Origin of the sequence: Paraburkholderia sacchari (genome assembly GCF_000785435.2) — a bacterium.
In the GTDB taxonomy this organism is placed as follows: domain Bacteria; phylum Pseudomonadota; class Gammaproteobacteria; order Burkholderiales; family Burkholderiaceae; genus Paraburkholderia; species Paraburkholderia sacchari.
The window spans coordinates 160,640-177,108 of record NZ_JTDB02000012.1; the positions used below are offsets into that span (position 1 = coordinate 160,640).

At 62.7% G+C, this 16,469-nt stretch carries 10 protein-coding genes; 5 read left to right on the forward strand and 5 right to left on the reverse strand.

Annotated features, from left to right (window positions below):
* Positions 1-136: 136 nt before the first annotated feature.
* The 3 genes from NH14_RS29485 to NH14_RS29495 are packed head-to-tail and all read right to left on the reverse strand — an operon-like array spanning position 137 to position 3,079.
* Positions 137-1,003, reverse strand: a complete 867-nt coding sequence (locus tag NH14_RS29485) for a transporter substrate-binding domain-containing protein (RefSeq protein WP_035533471.1) — start codon at positions 1,001-1,003, stop codon at positions 137-139.
* A gap of 44 nt (positions 1,004-1,047) precedes the next feature.
* Positions 1,048-2,022 carry a PDR/VanB family oxidoreductase gene (locus NH14_RS29490; protein ID WP_035533469.1) on the reverse strand — a complete coding sequence of 325 codons (975 nt, stop codon included), beginning with the start codon at positions 2,020-2,022 and terminating at the stop codon, positions 1,048-1,050.
* A gap of 19 nt (positions 2,023-2,041) precedes the next feature.
* Positions 2,042-3,079, reverse strand: coding sequence for an aromatic ring-hydroxylating dioxygenase subunit alpha (locus tag NH14_RS29495; RefSeq protein WP_035533467.1), 1,038 nt, complete (start codon positions 3,077-3,079; stop codon positions 2,042-2,044).
* Between the two features lie 247 nt (positions 3,080-3,326).
* Here NH14_RS29495 and NH14_RS29500 point away from each other — a divergent pair, with 247 nt between their 5' ends.
* Genes NH14_RS29500 through NH14_RS29510 form a run of 3 tightly spaced genes read left to right on the forward strand, consistent with a single transcriptional unit; the run spans position 3,327 to position 5,650 of the window.
* Positions 3,327-4,049 carry an ABC transporter permease gene (locus tag NH14_RS29500; protein WP_035533465.1) on the forward strand — a complete coding sequence of 241 codons (723 nt, stop codon included), beginning with the start codon at positions 3,327-3,329 and terminating at the stop codon, positions 4,047-4,049.
* A gap of 15 nt (positions 4,050-4,064) precedes the next feature.
* Positions 4,065-4,832 (forward strand): ABC transporter permease, encoded by a 768-nt coding sequence (locus tag NH14_RS29505; RefSeq protein WP_035533463.1) that lies wholly within the window; start codon positions 4,065-4,067, stop codon positions 4,830-4,832.
* Positions 4,833-4,858: 26 nt separating this feature from the next.
* A complete protein-coding gene (locus tag NH14_RS29510) occupies positions 4,859-5,650 on the forward strand; it encodes an ABC transporter ATP-binding protein (RefSeq protein WP_035533462.1) in 792 nt (263 codons plus the stop codon).
* A gap of 114 nt (positions 5,651-5,764) precedes the next feature.
* Here the strand turns inward: NH14_RS29510 and NH14_RS29515 are convergent, their stop codons facing one another.
* Entirely contained in the window at positions 5,765-7,030 is a 1,266-nt protein-coding gene (locus NH14_RS29515; RefSeq protein WP_052148490.1) for an NAD(P)/FAD-dependent oxidoreductase, read from the reverse strand.
* 69 nt (positions 7,031-7,099) lie between these two features.
* A complete protein-coding gene (locus tag NH14_RS29520; protein WP_035533460.1) occupies positions 7,100-7,825 on the reverse strand; it encodes a 3-ketoacyl-ACP reductase FabG2 in 726 nt (241 codons plus the stop codon).
* A 200-nt stretch (positions 7,826-8,025) separates the two neighbouring features.
* Between NH14_RS29520 and NH14_RS29525 the strand changes: the two genes are divergently transcribed.
* Positions 8,026-8,598, forward strand: coding sequence for a LysE family translocator (locus tag NH14_RS29525; protein ID WP_407947199.1), 573 nt, complete (start codon positions 8,026-8,028; stop codon positions 8,596-8,598).
* Between the two features lie 198 nt (positions 8,599-8,796).
* Positions 8,797-16,469: beta strand repeat-containing protein (locus NH14_RS29530; RefSeq protein WP_168727167.1), on the forward strand; the 7,673-nt coding region annotated here is incomplete at its 3' end.

The following is a 16,469-nucleotide window of genomic DNA, read 5'->3' on the forward strand; positions in this document are numbered from 1 at the left end:
TGACCACCCTGCACGATCAATCCCGGCTGCCCACAAAAAAGCCGTCGTCCTTATCGGCACGACGGCAAATCGGAGACTACTCAAGCTCATGCGACGACGATTCGCGCTTCAGGTCGCTATTGCGCTAAAGGGACCATCAAGGCGTAACGTCTGCCTTGAACCATTTTTCGCTCAAGCGCTTGACCGTTCCATCGGCAAGCGCGTCGGCAATGGCTCGATCGAACATCTTCTTCAGATCGGCATCGCTCTTGCGCAGTCCGAGCGCTTCGCCATCGCCCCAGATCGCTCCGCCGATCTTGGGACCGGTCAGACAAAGCGACGCGTTACCCGGCTTTGACAATGCCGATGCATAGTAGGCTGCGTCATCGAACGCGACGTCGATACGTCCCGAAGTCAAATCGATATCGTGGTCCGGTGCGTTCTTGTATTCCCGAATGGTCGCAATGTCTTTGAAATTCTGGTTGATGAAGTTGCTGTAGACCGATCCCGTAACAATGCCGATCGTTTTCCCTTTAAGGCTGGTGCGCAGCAGCGCGACCGCTGACTTGTCCTGGGCTGGAATTCCGGTCAACTTGATCAGTGCCCCATTGGCCGGGCTCTTTGAAAGCATGCCCGGGCATGCTGAAACGAACACCGCCGGTGTATTTGCGTACGGCGCCGAAAAGGCAATGGCCTTCTTGCGCTCGTCGCTGATGGACAGGGCGTCCATGATCACGTCGAACTTGCCCGCATTCAGGCCCGGAATCAAGCCGTCCCAGTCCTGGGCCACGAGCTTGCACTGCACGTGCATTCGCTGGCAAAGGTTCTGGGCCAATTCCGGCTCGAAGCCATCGAGCCTGCCGTCTGGCCGTGTCAGGTTCCAGGGCTCGTAACTGCCCTCGAGGGCGATACTCACGGCCGTGTTCTGCGTCGCCTGCGCTGGCGTGATTGCCATGATGGTCGTGAAAGCTATCGCACCTGCCACGGCTTTTACGAGTCTGCGTTGATTTGCGATCCTATGCATATCTCCTCCTTCGCTGTTGAATTCGAATTCCGCTGCGTTTATTGTCAAGGGTCGCTGGCAAGCACGAGCACCGGCGACTTCGATCGCGATACGCAGGGTATGAAGTACGTTCCCGCCATGCGTTCATCATCCGTCAAATAGCTGTCCCGATGGTCGGGCTCTCCTTCGATCACGCGCATCATGCATGTCCCGCATACCCCGACTTCGCAGGAAGACTCGATCTCGTGCCCCGCTTCGCGAAGACATGCCAATACGGACTTGCCCGACGGAACTTCGACAGTCTTGCCGCACGTGTCCAGCATGACGGCGAACCCGCGCTCGCCGGCCGCGGGCAAGGCCGGCGGCGCAAAGGCCTCCATGTGAACGTTCGCGTCGCCGAGTACGCCGCGAGCCTGCTCCGCGGTCGACTGCATCAGCGCGGCGGGACCGCATACGTACAAGTGCGATTGCGCTTTCGAAGCAGCGAGCACCCTCGCGATGCGCTCGCGCACCGCCTGTGGTGCGAGCGCGGGATGAATTCGTGTTTGCGCGGCCAATGACGAGGCCATGATTTCATTCCGAAAGACCGTATCGGCATCGCTGCGGACAAAATATTCGAATTGGTACGACTTGCCCGACGCTTGCAATGCGTAAGCCATCGAAAGAATTGGCGTAACACCAATTCCCCCGGCTACCAGGATGTGGTGGCTGGCCATATCGTTCACGCCAAAGGCATGCCTTGGCATGCCGATCCGCAACCGGGAGCCGTTGCCTGCATGGCTGCAAAGCCACTCGGATCCACCTCGCGACTCACTCGAGCGTTTGACGGCGATCCGATAATCGGGCGCTTGAGGGTTCGGGCCGCAAAGCGAATATTGACGCACCAACCCGTCCGGAAGGTAGACGTCGACATGCGCGCCTGGCCGATATGCCGGCAGCGGCTGGCCGTCCAGCCGGACCAACTTCAATACGCGCGTGTCGGCCGTCCCGCCCTCGGCCTCACCGACAACGACCTCGATCGTTTCGATCAAAGCGTTCATGACCTCATACTCCTCACTGTCATGACAGCACCGGTTGCAATTCCTGCTCCGCATCGATCATCTTTTTCAACACTCTGCGAAAGCGCAGCGGTGCAGCGTCGGTTTCGATATCGGTATTCGGCGTGCGCTTGTTTTTCATCCCCCGATCGACCGCCGCCAACACGACGAGATCCTCCTTGAACGCAGCGATAAAATCATTGGTCAAGGCGCGACTGGTCGCCATGCAATTCGGGCGAAAGTTGCGCACCTGGAACCAGAAATAACGGCATGTATTCTCGGCAACCGGCGTCACGAAATTGTACGAGTCCATAAGAAATGCACTGGAATGAAGATGCCCTTGTGGAGCACCCGAATTCGCCGGCGCAATGATGTCTCGAATGATCGCGTGAGAGGGATATTGCACTTCGTAATGCTGGAGGCGGTCGGCGCGGCCGGTAAAACTCACGTACGGAATGAAGAACGGCGCGAGTTCGCAATCGAGCATCCAGCGCGACGCAAGCACGCCGTTTTCGACGACGGACATTCTGACCGGCACATCGGCCGTCGCCACATTACCCAGCGACGTCTTGTGCACGTAAGTGACGTGCGAGGGATCGAGCAGGTTATCCGTCATGTACAGGTAATCGCAGTCGACGTCCATGGCCGGGCCCCGATTGATGCCCCATGCGGGGTCGTCGTAATGCGCGACCGGAATGATCGTATCCGGATCGGCCAGCTCGGAGGGGCCCATCCAGATCCAGACCAATCCGTAACGTTCCGCAATGGGATAAGGCTTCACGCACGCACTCGGCGGCGTGCGCGAGAGACCTGGCGCACGCGTGCACGTACCGTCCGCCCCGAATTCCAGCCCGTGATAGCCGCAGCGCAGATGGTTGCCCACCACCTCCCCCATTGAAAGCGGGAGTTTTCGATGGGGACAGGCATCCTCCAGCGCGACGACCGCACGGTCCGCATTTCGATAAAACACGACAGGCTCGCCGAGGATGACACGACCCACTGGCCGGTCGCCGATTTCATCGCTCCAGGCCGCCACATACCATGCGTTGCGCAAATACATTGCCACCTCTTCCGTGTGTAGTTCGTTGTTGGATGGTGGACAGAATAGGAACGGAGATAAACATCGATCAAGCGATTAAATCTAATATCGCGCCTCATTTTTTCTAAACGCATAACAGATATTTTTGTGCCACCATGGCTACGTATCGGGAGTTTCCAGATGACGTCACAGATATTTCAATAAATGGCCTGCACGGAAATTCTGAAATGTGCAGCCTCGTATCGGCAAATCAATAGGAGCACGACGGATGTCCATATTTGAATTACTCGGTTTTGGCAGCGACGGATGGGGCGGCGTACTATTGCTGGCCGCATCGATGACAGTCGCCGTGACGGCGACTGCACTCGCCATAGGGGCGTTGCTTGGCGCGCTCATCACAGCTGCAAAGCTGTCTGGCGTCCGTACTCTTCGAATCGCCGGGGATCTCTACACCACCATTTTTCGGGGCGTTCCAGAACTCCTCGTCATCTATCTGTTTTATTTCGGCGGGTCGACATTCGTCACATCCGTCGGTCAATGGTTCGGTGCGTCGGGCTTCATCGGAGTTTCCCCTTTTCTGATTGGCTCGCTTGCCGTGGGCATGATTTCCGGCGCCTACCAGGCAGAGGTCTATCGCGCAGCGGTGCTCGCTGTTTCGCGCGGCGAACTCGAAGCGGCGCGTGCAGTCGGCATGTCGGCGTCATTGATGATGCGACGCATCCTGATCCCCCAAGTCATCCGTTTCGCGCTCCCGGGGATCGGAAACGTCTGGCAGCTGAGCTTGAAAGATTCCGCTCTCATTTCGGTAACGGGTCTTGCGGAACTATTGCGCACGAGTCAGGTTGCAGCAGGTTCGACGCATCAGTATTTCCTGTTCTTCATCGTGGGCGGCACGCTTTATATGGCGATGACAATGATCTCCAACCGGGTCTTCAATCATGCGGAAGCGCGCGTCGAGCGAACCTTTCGCACCAATTTCGCATGCAACTGACGAGGACGCATCAACATGCATTCCGAATTCGCTTTTCTGTTCGACACCTTCACTCGCCTTCTCGCCGCCGTTCCTGTCACGCTTGGCCTGTTTTTCAGCTCCATTGCGCTTGGCGGCATGATGTCTCTCGTGATCGTAGCGATGCGCGTCTCGCGACACTGGCTGCCGAATCGACTGGCACGCGCGTACATCCTCGTATTTCGCGGCTCGCCGATCCTCATCCAGCTATTTCTGGTCTATTACGGACTCGCCCAGTTCGGTGTAATCCGGCAAAGCTTCGTTTGGCCGCTCCTGCGTGAGCCGTATACGTGCGCCGTGTTGTCTCTTGCACTGTGCACGGCGGGCTACACTGCCGAGATCATCCGCGGTGGACTGCTGGCCGTTCCGCTCGGACAGATCGAAGCGGGCTATTCGATCGGAATGTCCGGATTCACGCTCCTGCGCCGGATCGTCGGCCCCATCGCACTGCGCCAGTGCCTGCCCGCCTATACGACCGAAGCGGTGCTTCAGGTGAAATCGACCGCACTCGCCAGTCTCGTCACGGTATGGGAAGTGACAGGCGTCGCGCAGCAAATCATTCAGCAGACCTATCGCACCAGCGAAGTCTTTCTTTGTGCTGCGCTTATCTATCTGTTTCTGAACTTCATCATCGTACGGTCTTTTGGCTTGCTTGAAGCACGCCTTTCGCGCCACCTTCGTGCTGAGCCCAACCGGTCGTACCCGCAGGCGATGGGTTCGAATTCCACCGCGGCCGTCGCCGATCCACATCGCGTCGCATCGTGACCCATGATTCTTCTTCGGAGATATCCATGAGCAAGCCGCTTCCCACGGCATTGTCGGTTAACAACATTCATAAATCGTTCGGCAAACATAGCGTCCTCAACGGCATCTCTCTCGATGCGTACGAAGGCGATGTGATCTCCATCCTTGGCGCGAGCGGCTCGGGAAAAAGTACATTGCTGCGCTGCATGAACCTGCTGGAAACGCCAGACGACGGCTCGATTTTCCTCGCCGGAGAACAACTCGAACTAGTACGCCGGCGCGACGGCAAGCTGCACGCCGGCAATCGCCAGCAGGTCGACCGTATTCGCTCGCGAATCGGCATGGTGTTCCAGAATTTCAATCTGTGGTCTCACATGACCGTGATCGATAACCTGATTGAAGGACCGGTTCGAGTATTGAAACGCGCTCGTGGAGAAGCAATTGAGGAAGCCGAAACATTACTTGCGAAAGTCGGCCTTGCCGACAAACGCGCGTACTATCCCGCACATTTGTCGGGCGGACAGCAGCAGCGGGTCGCCATAGCACGCGCGCTTGCCATGCATCCGAAAGTCATGCTTTTTGACGAGCCGACGTCGGCGCTCGATCCCGAACTTGTCGGCGAGGTGCTTCGCGTCATGAGAACGCTAGCGGAAGAAGGCCGCACGATGCTGGTGGTGACGCACGAGATGGATTTCGCGCGCCATGTGTCCAACCGCGTGATGTTTCTGCATCAAGGGCAAGTGGACGTTGACGGAACGCCCGGCGAAGTATTCGACGAACTGCGCTCGGATCGCTTCAGGCGATTCGTTTCGAGCCACAAAGACCGCGCCGCGCATTGACAAAGCCCGTCGGGCGATGGAGTGCGAATTTCTCCGGCGGATTACGAGTCCGCATTACCGATCTATATGTGCGAAGTCGCGGCAACGCAACGGTTGCCGCGCACGCAGCCTCGCTCACTGCGTGCATGCTTCATGCAGCACGTTGAGCCTGCGCACCGGGTCCGCCACGAACGGATTGCTTTCGTCCCATGCGTAGCCCGCCAGCACCGCGCTGATCATGCGCCGGATCGACGGGGCCTGCTGCGGGTAGTAAATGATGTCCTGCAACTCGCCCGTGTACCAGCGATCGACGAAAGCACGGAACGTGTCGATGCCCTTGCGCAAGGGCACATCGTATTCGGCATGCCAGTCCACCGTTTCGCCCGCAAGCGCGCGCGCCAGCACCTCCACAGCCAGATGCGCCGATCGCAACGCGATAGTGACGCCCGACGAAAATACCGGATCGAGAAACTCGCCCGCGTTGCCGAGCAGCGCATAGCCTGCCCCATGCAGGCTTGCGACGTTGGCCGAATAACCGCTGATCTGCCTCACCGGCATCAGGAACGGCGCGTCGCCGATCAGGCGGTTCAACGTCGGCTCCTCGCGAATCAGCGTGCGCAGGCGCGCCTCGCGTTCGGCCTCCGGGACGTCGAGGAACGCCGCCTCGGCCACGCATCCCACCGAGGAGCGGCCGCCCGCGAGCGGAATCATCCAGAACCACACGTCGCGATGCTCGGGGTGCGTCGCGACGCAGATCTTGTTGCGATCGAACGCGTCGAGCGCCAGCCCGTCGCGCACATGGCTGAAGATCGCCGTGCGCGTCGGCTGGCGCGTGGGCGCTTCGAGATCCAGCAGTCGCGGCAACACGCGGCCGAAGCCGCTCGCGTCGAGCACGAAGCGGGCGCGGACTTCGTAGCGCGCATCGCTCTCGTCGGCCACTTCCAGCACCGGCGCAGCGCCCGTGCGCATGGCCAGCACGGTATGGCCGAAGCGCACTTCGGCGCCTTGCTGCGCGGCGCAACCGATCAGCACTTCGTCGAATTTCGCGCGCTCGACCTGATAGGTCGTGCCCCAACCTGCCGAGTGCTTGTCGCGGAAGTCGAATGACGACGCACGATCGCGCCACACGAAGTGAGCACCGTTCTTGTACTGAAAGCCCGCCTCCACCACGGCCTGCAACATGCCGGCTTCTTCGAGGTAGGCCATGCTTTGCGGCAACAGGCTCTCGCCGATAGAAAAGCGCGGGAAATGCTGGCGTTCCAGCACGAGCACCGAATGCCCGGCTTTGCGCAATAGCGCGGCCGCCACCGCGCCGGACGGGCCGGCGCCAATGATCGCCACATCCACGGTTTCGTGCCGCGTCGCGAGGGGCTGGGCTGCTTCTGCGGGGTTATGTTCCATTCGTCGTTCCGTCCTTTGGTGCTAAATTTTCTGTGCGTTCTATCGTGCCGTTAATGACGACGCGTTTCATCAGACCATTCCGCCGTTCACGCCGATCACCTGGCGGGTGACATACGAGGCCGCATCCGACATCAGGAAGCCGACTACGGCCGCCACTTCGGCGGGCTGTCCGACGCGATTCATCGGCACAGCCTTCAGCGCGTGCTCGAGCGGCACATTGTCGAGCATGCCGGTGTCCACGAGCCCGGGCGCGACGCTGTTGACCGTGATGTTGCGCGTGGCCAGTTCCACCGCCAGCGCCTTGGTCGCGCCGATCAGGCCAGCCTTGGCCGCGCTGTAATTGACCTGGCCGCGATTGCCGGTCACGCCCGACACCGACGACACCGTCACGATGCGGCCGCCCTTGCGCGCGCGCACCATCGGCATGATCAGCGGATGGACCACGTTGTAGAACGCGTCGAGGCCCGTTTCCAGCACGATGTCCCAGTCTTCGTCGGTGAGCGCCGGAAACGCCGCGTCGCGCGTCACGCCCGCGCAGCAGACGATGCCGTAGTACGGGCCGTGCGCAGCCACGTCCGCTTCGAGTATCGCGCGGCACGCGGCACGGTCGCGCACGTCGAATTGCAACACGCTGGCCGTGCCGCCCTGCGCGACGATATCTGCCAACACGGCCTGCGCTTCGTTGAGGCCGGTGCGGCAATGCACGCTGACGGCAAAGCCGTCCGCGGCCAGTTGTTGCGCGATCGCTCGGCCAATGCCGCGGCTCGCGCCGGTGACGAGAACACGCCGGCTCATGGTCAGTCATTCTCCTCGATAAAATTCCAAAAAATATTCGACTGAACGGATCGAAACGCGCACAAGGGGCAAGTTCGACTCCGAATACGCGCTCGAGCGCGCAGTCGGTAAAATGCGAGCTATTTTCGCGCTGTTTCAATCGCCCACGCCAGTCCTCTTCTCCCCCCTTTTTCATGCTCTCCCTCTCGACCGCCGGACTGATGGCCTTGAGCTGCGCGATCGTGCTCCTCATGCCGGGCCCCACCAACACCCTGCTCGCCGCCGCCGGGCTAAGGCAGGGCGTGCGCCGCTCGGCGCCCCTCACCGCTGCGGAGCTTGCCGGCTACCTCGTTTCGATTTCGCTTTGGGGCATTTGCTTCACCCACGCCTCGCATTCAATGAGCTGGCTGCCCAAGCTCCTGCGAGTGGCCAGCAGCATCTACCTTGCGTGGCTCGCCATTCGCCTGTGGCTCACGGCGAAGTCGGTTTCGTGCTCGGCTACCGGCGTCGTCAGTGCGCGTTCGCTATTCTGCGCAACGGTGCTCAATCCCAAGGCGACGCTGTTCGCGGGCTCGATTTTTCCTCCCGCAGCGTTTTCAAGCCCCGCAACGTGGCTCGCGGCCATGGCGATCTTCTCGGCCCTGCTGGTACCCATTGGCCTCGTGTGGATCGCCATCGGCGCCGCGCCTCGCAACGGGCGCGTGCCGAGCATTCGGCCCGCGCTGGTTCAGCATTGCGCAGCGGTGGTAGTGGCGACCTTCTCCGTGTCGCTGATGTGGCCGCTCGTTCGCTAGCGGTTGGACACTGCTCGTTACCCTGGTGACCTGCTAGCTAGTCTGCGCGTAGCCCCGGAGTTGTCTGGCTGCAACACGTGCAATGCCAGAAGCATGATCCTGACTAGGATAAATCCGAAAGTTCATTGAAACAGGCAATTTGACGTTTATTGAGATGCCACCCCTGTAAGGATTTCGAAAAATCTACGGGGTGACGGGATGAACCTGAGTTACAGGCTGGTGTTTTCGCGCGTGCGCAATATGCTCGTGGCTGTCGAGGAAACGGCCACCGCAGCGGGAAAACGGGGCAGCGGCGAGGCATCGATTGCAACCGCCTTGGTGCTGGCGGGTTTCGCATTGGGTGCGCAAGCGCAGATCGCGCCGGGCGGCGCGAACGCACCGGGCGTGATCCAGACCCAGAACGGCCTGGATCAGGTGAACATCAACCGGCCTTCGGGCGCGGGCGTGTCGGTCAACACGTACAACCGCTTCGACGTGCAGCAGCGCGGCGCGATCCTCAACAACTCGCCCACCATGGTGCAGACGCAGCAGGCGGGCATGATCAACGGCAACCCGAATTTCGCGCCGGGCCAGGCCGCACGGATCATCGTCAATCAGGTGAATGGCGCGGGGCCTTCGCAGCTGAACGGGCATCTCGAGGTGGCGGGGAACCGGGCCGAAGTGGTTATCGCGAACCCTTCTGGCATAGCCGTGAACGGCGGCGGGTTCATCAACACGTCGCGCGCCGTTCTCACTACCGGTACGCCGAACTATGCGGCCGATGGTTCGCTCTCCGGATTTAATGTCACCGGCGGCAACATCACGGTCAGCGGCGCGGGGCTGAATGCGTCGAATGTCGATCAGGTCGATTTGCTGTCGCGTGCGGTGCAGGCCAATGCCGCTATCTACGCGAAGAATCTGAATGTCGTGACGGGCGCGAACCGCGTCGATCACGATACGCTCGCGGCCACGCCGATTGCGGGCGATGGCCCCGCGCAGGGGGTTTCCATCGACGTGAGCCATCTCGGCGGCATGTACGCGAACCGCATCGTGCTGGTGGGCACGGAGCTGGGCGTGGGGGTGTCGACCCGGGGCGTGCTCGCGGCGCAGGCGGGCGATCTGGTGCTGACCTCGGCGGGCAAGCTCGTGCTGGCGGGCCAAACCAGCGCGAGCGGCAACATCGGCGCAAGCGCGCGCGATGGCATCGATAACAGCGGCACGACTTACGCGCAGCAGGGTTTGAGCGCGAGCACAGCAGGCGCGTTCACGAATAGCGGTACGCTGGCCGCACAGCAGAACGTTTCCGTCAACGCGGGCAGCGTTGCGTCGAGCGGGACGATTGGCGCGGGCGTGAACGGCGATGGCGTCGTGACCCAGGCGGCAAGCCTGAGCGTCACGTCGTCGGGCGCGCTCACGGCGACGGGCCACAACCTCTCGGGCGGCAACGCCGCTTTTTCCGGCAACGGCCTGAATCTCGCGGGCAGCAACACGTCGGCCACGAGCAGCATGGCGCTGAGCGCGGGCGCGGGCGACGCGTACCTTTCGGGCGCGACCGTCAAAGCGGGCAGCACGCTTGCGGCCACTGCGGCAGGCACGCTCACGACCGATCATGCGGCAATCTCTTCCGGCAGCACGCAAACGCTCGATGCAGGGGCAATGTCGAACCGCGACGGTCAGGTCGTTTCGGGCGGCGCACTCAATACGAATGTCGGCGGCACGCTGAACAATCAGGGCGGCACGATGCAGTCGGCAGGTCCGCAAAGCGTGTTCGCGGGCTCTCTGGACAATTCCACAGGCCATATCCTGTCGCTCAACGGCAACGGATTGAACCTCGGCGTGGCGAGTACGCTCCTGAACGGCCCCGGTGGCGTGATCGGTGGCAACGGCAATGTTCTGGCAAACGCTTACCGGCTCACGAACCTGGGCCAGATCTCCGCGCTCGGCCACGCCACGCTTTCGGCATGGGACCTCGTCAACCATGGTGCGACGACCGCTGGCGGCGCGTTGAGCGTAAGCGCAACAGGGGCGCTCTCCAATGCAGGCGGTACGTTCTCGGGCGCAGCGGCGACCGTTTCCGGCGCATCCATCGACAACACCAGGGGCAACATCAACGGCGACACGCTCGCCCTCTCGGCAACCAGTGATCTGATCAATGCCGACGGCTCGATCTCGCAATCGGGAACGGCCGCGCAAACCCTTTCCGCCGGCGGCCGGATCGACAACACGGGCGGCACCATCGCAAGCAACGCGGCGGACCTGACTGTCCACGGTGCGAGCATCACGAACGATAGCGGCACCATCCAGCATGCGGGTGCCGGCAGGCTTAACGTCAGTGGTACGAATAGAATCTCGAACATCTCGGGCAGAATGGTCACGAACGGTTCGGCCAGCATCACGGGCTCGACGGTGGACAACACGCGCGGGATCGCGACCGCGCAGCAACACCTGAACGCGCAGGCGCAAACGGTCATCAACGAAAGCGGCACGATGGCCGCGGGCCAGGCGCTCGCCGCCACCGCTTACGGAACGCTCGACAATCGCGGCGGCTCGATCACAGCGACGACCACGGCCGTATCCGGCGCGTCAGTCGACAATTCGAACGGCGATATCGAAGGCGGCTCGGTCGCGGTTTCGACGTCCGGCGATCTCGTGAACCAGGGCGGCAAGATCGTCCAGTCGGGCGCGGGTGCGCAGTCCATCACGGCTGGCGGAAAGCTAGACAATTCGAACGGCGGGCAGATCGCGTCGAATGCACAAGACCTCATGGTTGCTGGCGCAACGATTAACAACGATGAAGGCAAGGTACTGCACGCCGGTAACGGCAAGCTGGACGTGAAGGCCCCTGGCGAGGTGTCGAACGTGAACGGCCAGATTGCGTCGAATGGCTCGGCCAGCATCATGGGTTCGATGGTGGACAACAGGCGCGGAACCATAACCGCGCAGCAACACCTGAACGCCCAGGCGCAAGCGCTCATCAACGAGAGCGGCAAGATGGCCGCCGGCCACGCGCTCGCGGCCACCGCTTCCGGCACGCTCGACAATCGCGGCGGCTCGATCACCGCGACGACCACGGCCGTATCCGCCGCATCGGTCGACAACTCGAGCGGCGATATCGAAGGCGACTCGGTCATGGTCTCGACGCCCGGCGATCTCGTGAACCAGGGCGGCAAGATCGTCCAGTCGGGTGCGGGCGCGCAGTCCGTCACGGCAGGCGGAAAGCTCGACAATTCTAACGGCGGAAGGATAGCGTCGAACGCACAAAGTCTTGCGGTTGCGGGCGCAACTATTTACAACGATGGCGGCAAGATATTGCACGCCGGAAGCGGCAAGCTCGACGTAACGGCCACAGGCAACGTATCGAACGCGGGTGGCGAAATCGGTACGAACGGTTCGGTGTCGGTCGCGGGATCGACCGTCGACAACAGCGATGGCGCGATTACGGCGAAGCACGACGCAAGCGTTGCAGGGCAAGCGGTCGTGAACAAAAACGGCACGATAGGCGCGGTCAACGGCCTCTACGCGAAGGCGGCCGGCGTGCTCGACAACCGCGGCGGCGCGCTCATTGGCGCAACGACCACAGTTTCGGGTTCGTCCATCGACAATACGAACGGCGACATCGAGGGTACGGCCGTCTCCGTCTCGACACCCGGCGACCTGGTGAACGAAAACGGCACCATTGCCCAATCGGGTACGGGCGTGCAAACCATCACGGCAGGCGGCACGCTCGACAACTCGAACGGCGGAAGGATCGCCACGAACGCCAGCGACCTCTCGGTCAGGGCCGCGCAAATCAACAACGACGGCGGGTCCATGACGCACGCGGGCACTGGCACGCTCGACGTTACGGCAACGGGTGCGCTCTCGAACATCAGCGGCCAGATCGCCTCGAACGGCTCGGTCGCGACGCAGTCCGCGAGCCTCGACAACACGAACGGCAACGTGAGCGCACAGCGCGCCGCGCGGATCGCCGCAACGAACGGCATCGTCAACCGCAACGGCCTCATGTACGGCCAGGACCATCTGTCCGCCAGCACCAGCGGCAATTTCGACAACACCGAAGGCTCAGCACAGTCCGGGGGAGATCTCGCGCTCGAAGCTGGCGGCGCCCTGCTGAACCGAGGCGCGCATGGCACGATGAACATCGCCGCCAGCGCGATCGACAACGCGAGCGGCGCACTCACGAACGCCGGCGACGGCGCAACGACCGCCAGTGCGTCAGAGATCGACAACACGGCCGGCACGCTGGGCGGCAACGGCGATCTGACGCTGAACGGCCAGACACTCGACAACGGCAGCGGCGGTCAGGTCGTCGCGGGCGGCGCAGGCAATCTCGCCATCGCGGGGACTATCCGGAACGGAGGCGGCACAGTGTACGGCGGCAAAGGGCTGAACGTGGGCCAGGCCACCACCGCCGTCATCAACGATGGCGGCGCGATACTCGGCGGCCTCGACGTATCGGCGAATGTCGCCTCGTTCTCGAACCAGAACGGCAGCGTGCGCGCGAATCGCGACATCGCCGCAAGCGGCGCAATTAGCGGCGACGGCGAAATGACCGCCAGCCGCAACCTCTCGCTCGACATCGCCGGCGACTACACGACCGGCGCGGCCAACCGCCTGAACGCCGATGGCGATATGTCGATTCATGCAGGAGGCACGCTCACCAACACGGGCGAACTCGCGGCAGGCGGCGCGCTAAACGCAAGCGGCACGAACGTCGTGAACGTGGCCGGCGCGGACATGAATTCGTCGGCAACCACCGTGACGGCCTCGGACACCATCACGAACGCGGGTCTGATCGAAGGCGATGCGGTCAAGACGCGCAGCGCGACGCTGGAGAACACGGGCGGCATCATCGGCAACACGGTCGTGATCGACGCAAACGACGTGACGAACGCCGGTGCGGCAGCCGTGATCGCGGGCGCGCAGCAAGTCAGCATTCATGCTTCGGACTCCGTCACGAATGCGGATGGCGCGCTCATTTACAGCGCGGGCAATCTGGAAATCGCCAGAGACGGCGCCCGCGACGCATCGGGCATGCTCGCCAATCAGACCGGCACGCTCACCAACCGCGCAGCCGACATCGAGGCCGAAGGCGACATCGATATCGCGGCGCACACGGTCGACAACATCAGGACGGGCGCGCAGACCGAGGCTGGAACGCCCGAGAGTTCATCGAGTTCGCTCACGCTGTGGACGGCGGGTCTGGGCAGCGACTTGTCGTCCTGGGTGTTTTCCACCTACCAGAGCCTCAGCTACCCGCAATGGCGATGGAATCCTGGCGCTATCGGCACGGAAGTGCTCCAGAAACTTGCGCGGCCTGTCACGGTAACGCTCCCCGCCTCGCAGGTCACGGACATCGACACCTCGACGCAGTCGTTCTCGCTGACCGCGCCGCTGACCGACCGGTACATGGACTCGAACGGGCCGAATGGCGTGTGGAGCGAGCGCACTATCACCAGCAACCCGACGCAGTACTACCAGAGCCTGACGCAGAACGCGGACGGCACGGTAACGATCGCGTTCTGGCCGGACTGGGACGCGAAGACCCAGATCCGCCCCGATCAGGCCGTGGACATGATCCGCTACGAAGCCAATGGGGACAATCACGACTACGTTCCGGTCATCATCACTACGACCACCACCACGCAGACCGACCGGATCGTGAGCGCGGGCACCGCGGCGCAAATCATCGCCCAAGGCACCATCAGCATCAATTCGGACGGCGGTTCGATCAACAACGAATCGTCCACCATGGCCGCGGGCGGCGATCTCGTGCGCCGCGCCATGGGCGGCAGCGTGAACGACACCGGCACGGTGCTCCAGCAGACCGGCACGCAGATCGTCGAAGGAACGTACTTCTGGCACCAGAAAAGCGGTGGCGACTCGAAAACCCAGACGATATCGCAAGCCGCCATCCCCCTCGCGCCGACGACGGTGGATGCACTGCCCGCGATTGCCACCTCCAACCGGACCGTGCAGACCGACGCGCAGATCATCACCATCAACTCGGTGGACCGGCACGGCGAGACCGTCACCGGCTCGGGTGTCGCGGGCGGGGACGCCACGGGCACGCAGCTCGGCAGCGTCACGACCAACGGCAGCACGACATCGGTGGCGGGCGTGACCGGCCAGGGCGGCAGTGCGACGTCGGTCGCAGGCGTGAGCGGTCAGGACAGCCAAACACCGACGGTGAATGCGACCGACGATCAGACCTCGAAGCCGCAGACACTCGGCACGGCCAGCGGCGGCATCCCCGACCTGAAGCTGCCGGTAAATGGCCTCTACACCTACCAGAGCGCGCCGGATGCCGGCTACCTGATCGAGACCAACCCGCGCTTCACGAGTTACACGAAGTTCATCTCCAGCGACTACATGCTCGATCAGCTCGGGCTCGATCCGCAACGAACCGCGAAACGCCTGGGCGACGGCTACTACGAGACCATGCTCATCCGCAACCAGGTCACGCAACTCACTGGCCGCGCGATGCTCGCGGGCTATGCCGACAACCTCGCCGAGTACACTGCGCTGATGAACAACGGCGTGAAATATGCGAAGGATTTCGGTCTTGCGCCCGGTGTGGGCCTGAGCAGCGCGCAGATGGCGCAACTGACGACCGACATGGTCTGGCTCGTCAGCCAGAGCGTGACGCTGCCCGACGGCTCGCAACAGGACGTGCTGGTGCCGAAGCTTTATCTCGCGCAGTCGAACACCGTCGACCTGAAGTCCAGCGGCGCGCTGGTGGCGGGCAACCAGGTCATCCAGAACGCAACGGGCGAGTTCAGCAACAGCGGGCACGTCGTGGGCGACGTGGCCACCACCGTCATCGGCAACACGGTCACGAACCGGGGTGTGATCGGTAGCGGCGGCACGACCACGGTTTCGGCCGTGCAGGACGTGAACAATATCGGCGGGCGCATCGGCGGCGTGGATACCATCGTTGCAGCAGGCCGCGACATCAACAACGTGAGCACCACCGCAATGGCGTCCGTGAGTGCCGACGTGCCGGGATTCCATTCGAGTGCGAGCGGCATGGCGGTTCAGTCGGTGGCGGCGATATCGGGCTCGAACAGCGTGAGCGCCGTCGCCGCGCGCGACGTGAAGCTGGCGGGCTCGGCCATCGCCTCGGGCGGCGACACGACCGTCGCAGCAGGCCGCGACATCGACGCGGGGACGGTCACACTCACGGCGACGCACGACGCCGGAACGACGGACGGCCTGAACGGCAGGCACGTCGTGGCGACCCATGAAGCCGGCAGCGCCATCACCGGCGCGGGCAACGTGACGACCCTCTCGGGACGCGATACGACGCTCACGGGTTCGAGCGTCGCCGCAGGCGGCGACGTGGCAATGGGCGCAGGCGCAAACCTGACGGTGACGGCGGCGAAGGACACCGCCTCATACAGCGGCCAGTCGATGGGCGGCAGCATCGCGCAGTCGAAGCGTTCGAGCTACGACGAGCGGGTGCAGGGCAGCAGCGTCAGCGCGGGCGGCAACACGACGCTCGCCGCCGGCCAGGGCGGCAGCGGCGACCTGAACATCATGGGCTCCAGCGTCACGGCGGCAACCGGCGCAACGACTATTGCCGCAGCCGGCGACGTCAACATCGGCGGCGTCACGGAAACGCACGATGCGCAGTCCTGGTCGCATCACGATTCCTCCGGCTTCCTCTCCAGGACGCAGACCACGGACGCAGCGGAATCGCATCAGGTCGTCACGATCGGCTCGACGCTGGCCGGCGATTCCGTGAACGGCGCGGCCGGGCACGACATGACGATCAGCGGCTCGACGGTGGCGGCCACGAATGACGTGAACCTCGCGGCGGCGAACAACCTGAGCGTGACCACGACGCAGGACACCCGCCAGAGCAGCACCTTCCACGAGGAGAAGAAGTC

Coding starts and splice junctions, on each gene's coding strand:
- NH14_RS29485 (WP_035533471.1), bottom strand. CDS start 1,003: ATGCATAGGATCGCAAATCAACGCAGACTCGTAAAAGCCGTGGCAGGT.
- NH14_RS29490 (WP_035533469.1), bottom strand. CDS start 2,022: ATGAACGCTTTGATCGAAACGATCGAGGTCGTTGTCGGTGAGGCCGAG.
- NH14_RS29495 (WP_035533467.1), bottom strand. CDS start 3,079: ATGTATTTGCGCAACGCATGGTATGTGGCGGCCTGGAGCGATGAAATC.
- NH14_RS29500 (WP_035533465.1), top strand. CDS start 3,327: ATGTCCATATTTGAATTACTCGGTTTTGGCAGCGACGGATGGGGCGGC.
- NH14_RS29505 (WP_035533463.1), top strand. CDS start 4,065: ATGCATTCCGAATTCGCTTTTCTGTTCGACACCTTCACTCGCCTTCTC.
- NH14_RS29510 (WP_035533462.1), top strand. CDS start 4,859: ATGAGCAAGCCGCTTCCCACGGCATTGTCGGTTAACAACATTCATAAA.
- NH14_RS29515 (WP_052148490.1), bottom strand. CDS start 7,030: ATGGAACATAACCCCGCAGAAGCAGCCCAGCCCCTCGCGACGCGGCAC.
- NH14_RS29520 (WP_035533460.1), bottom strand. CDS start 7,825: ATGAGCCGGCGTGTTCTCGTCACCGGCGCGAGCCGCGGCATTGGCCGA.
- NH14_RS29525 (WP_407947199.1), top strand. CDS start 8,026: ATGGCCTTGAGCTGCGCGATCGTGCTCCTCATGCCGGGCCCCACCAAC.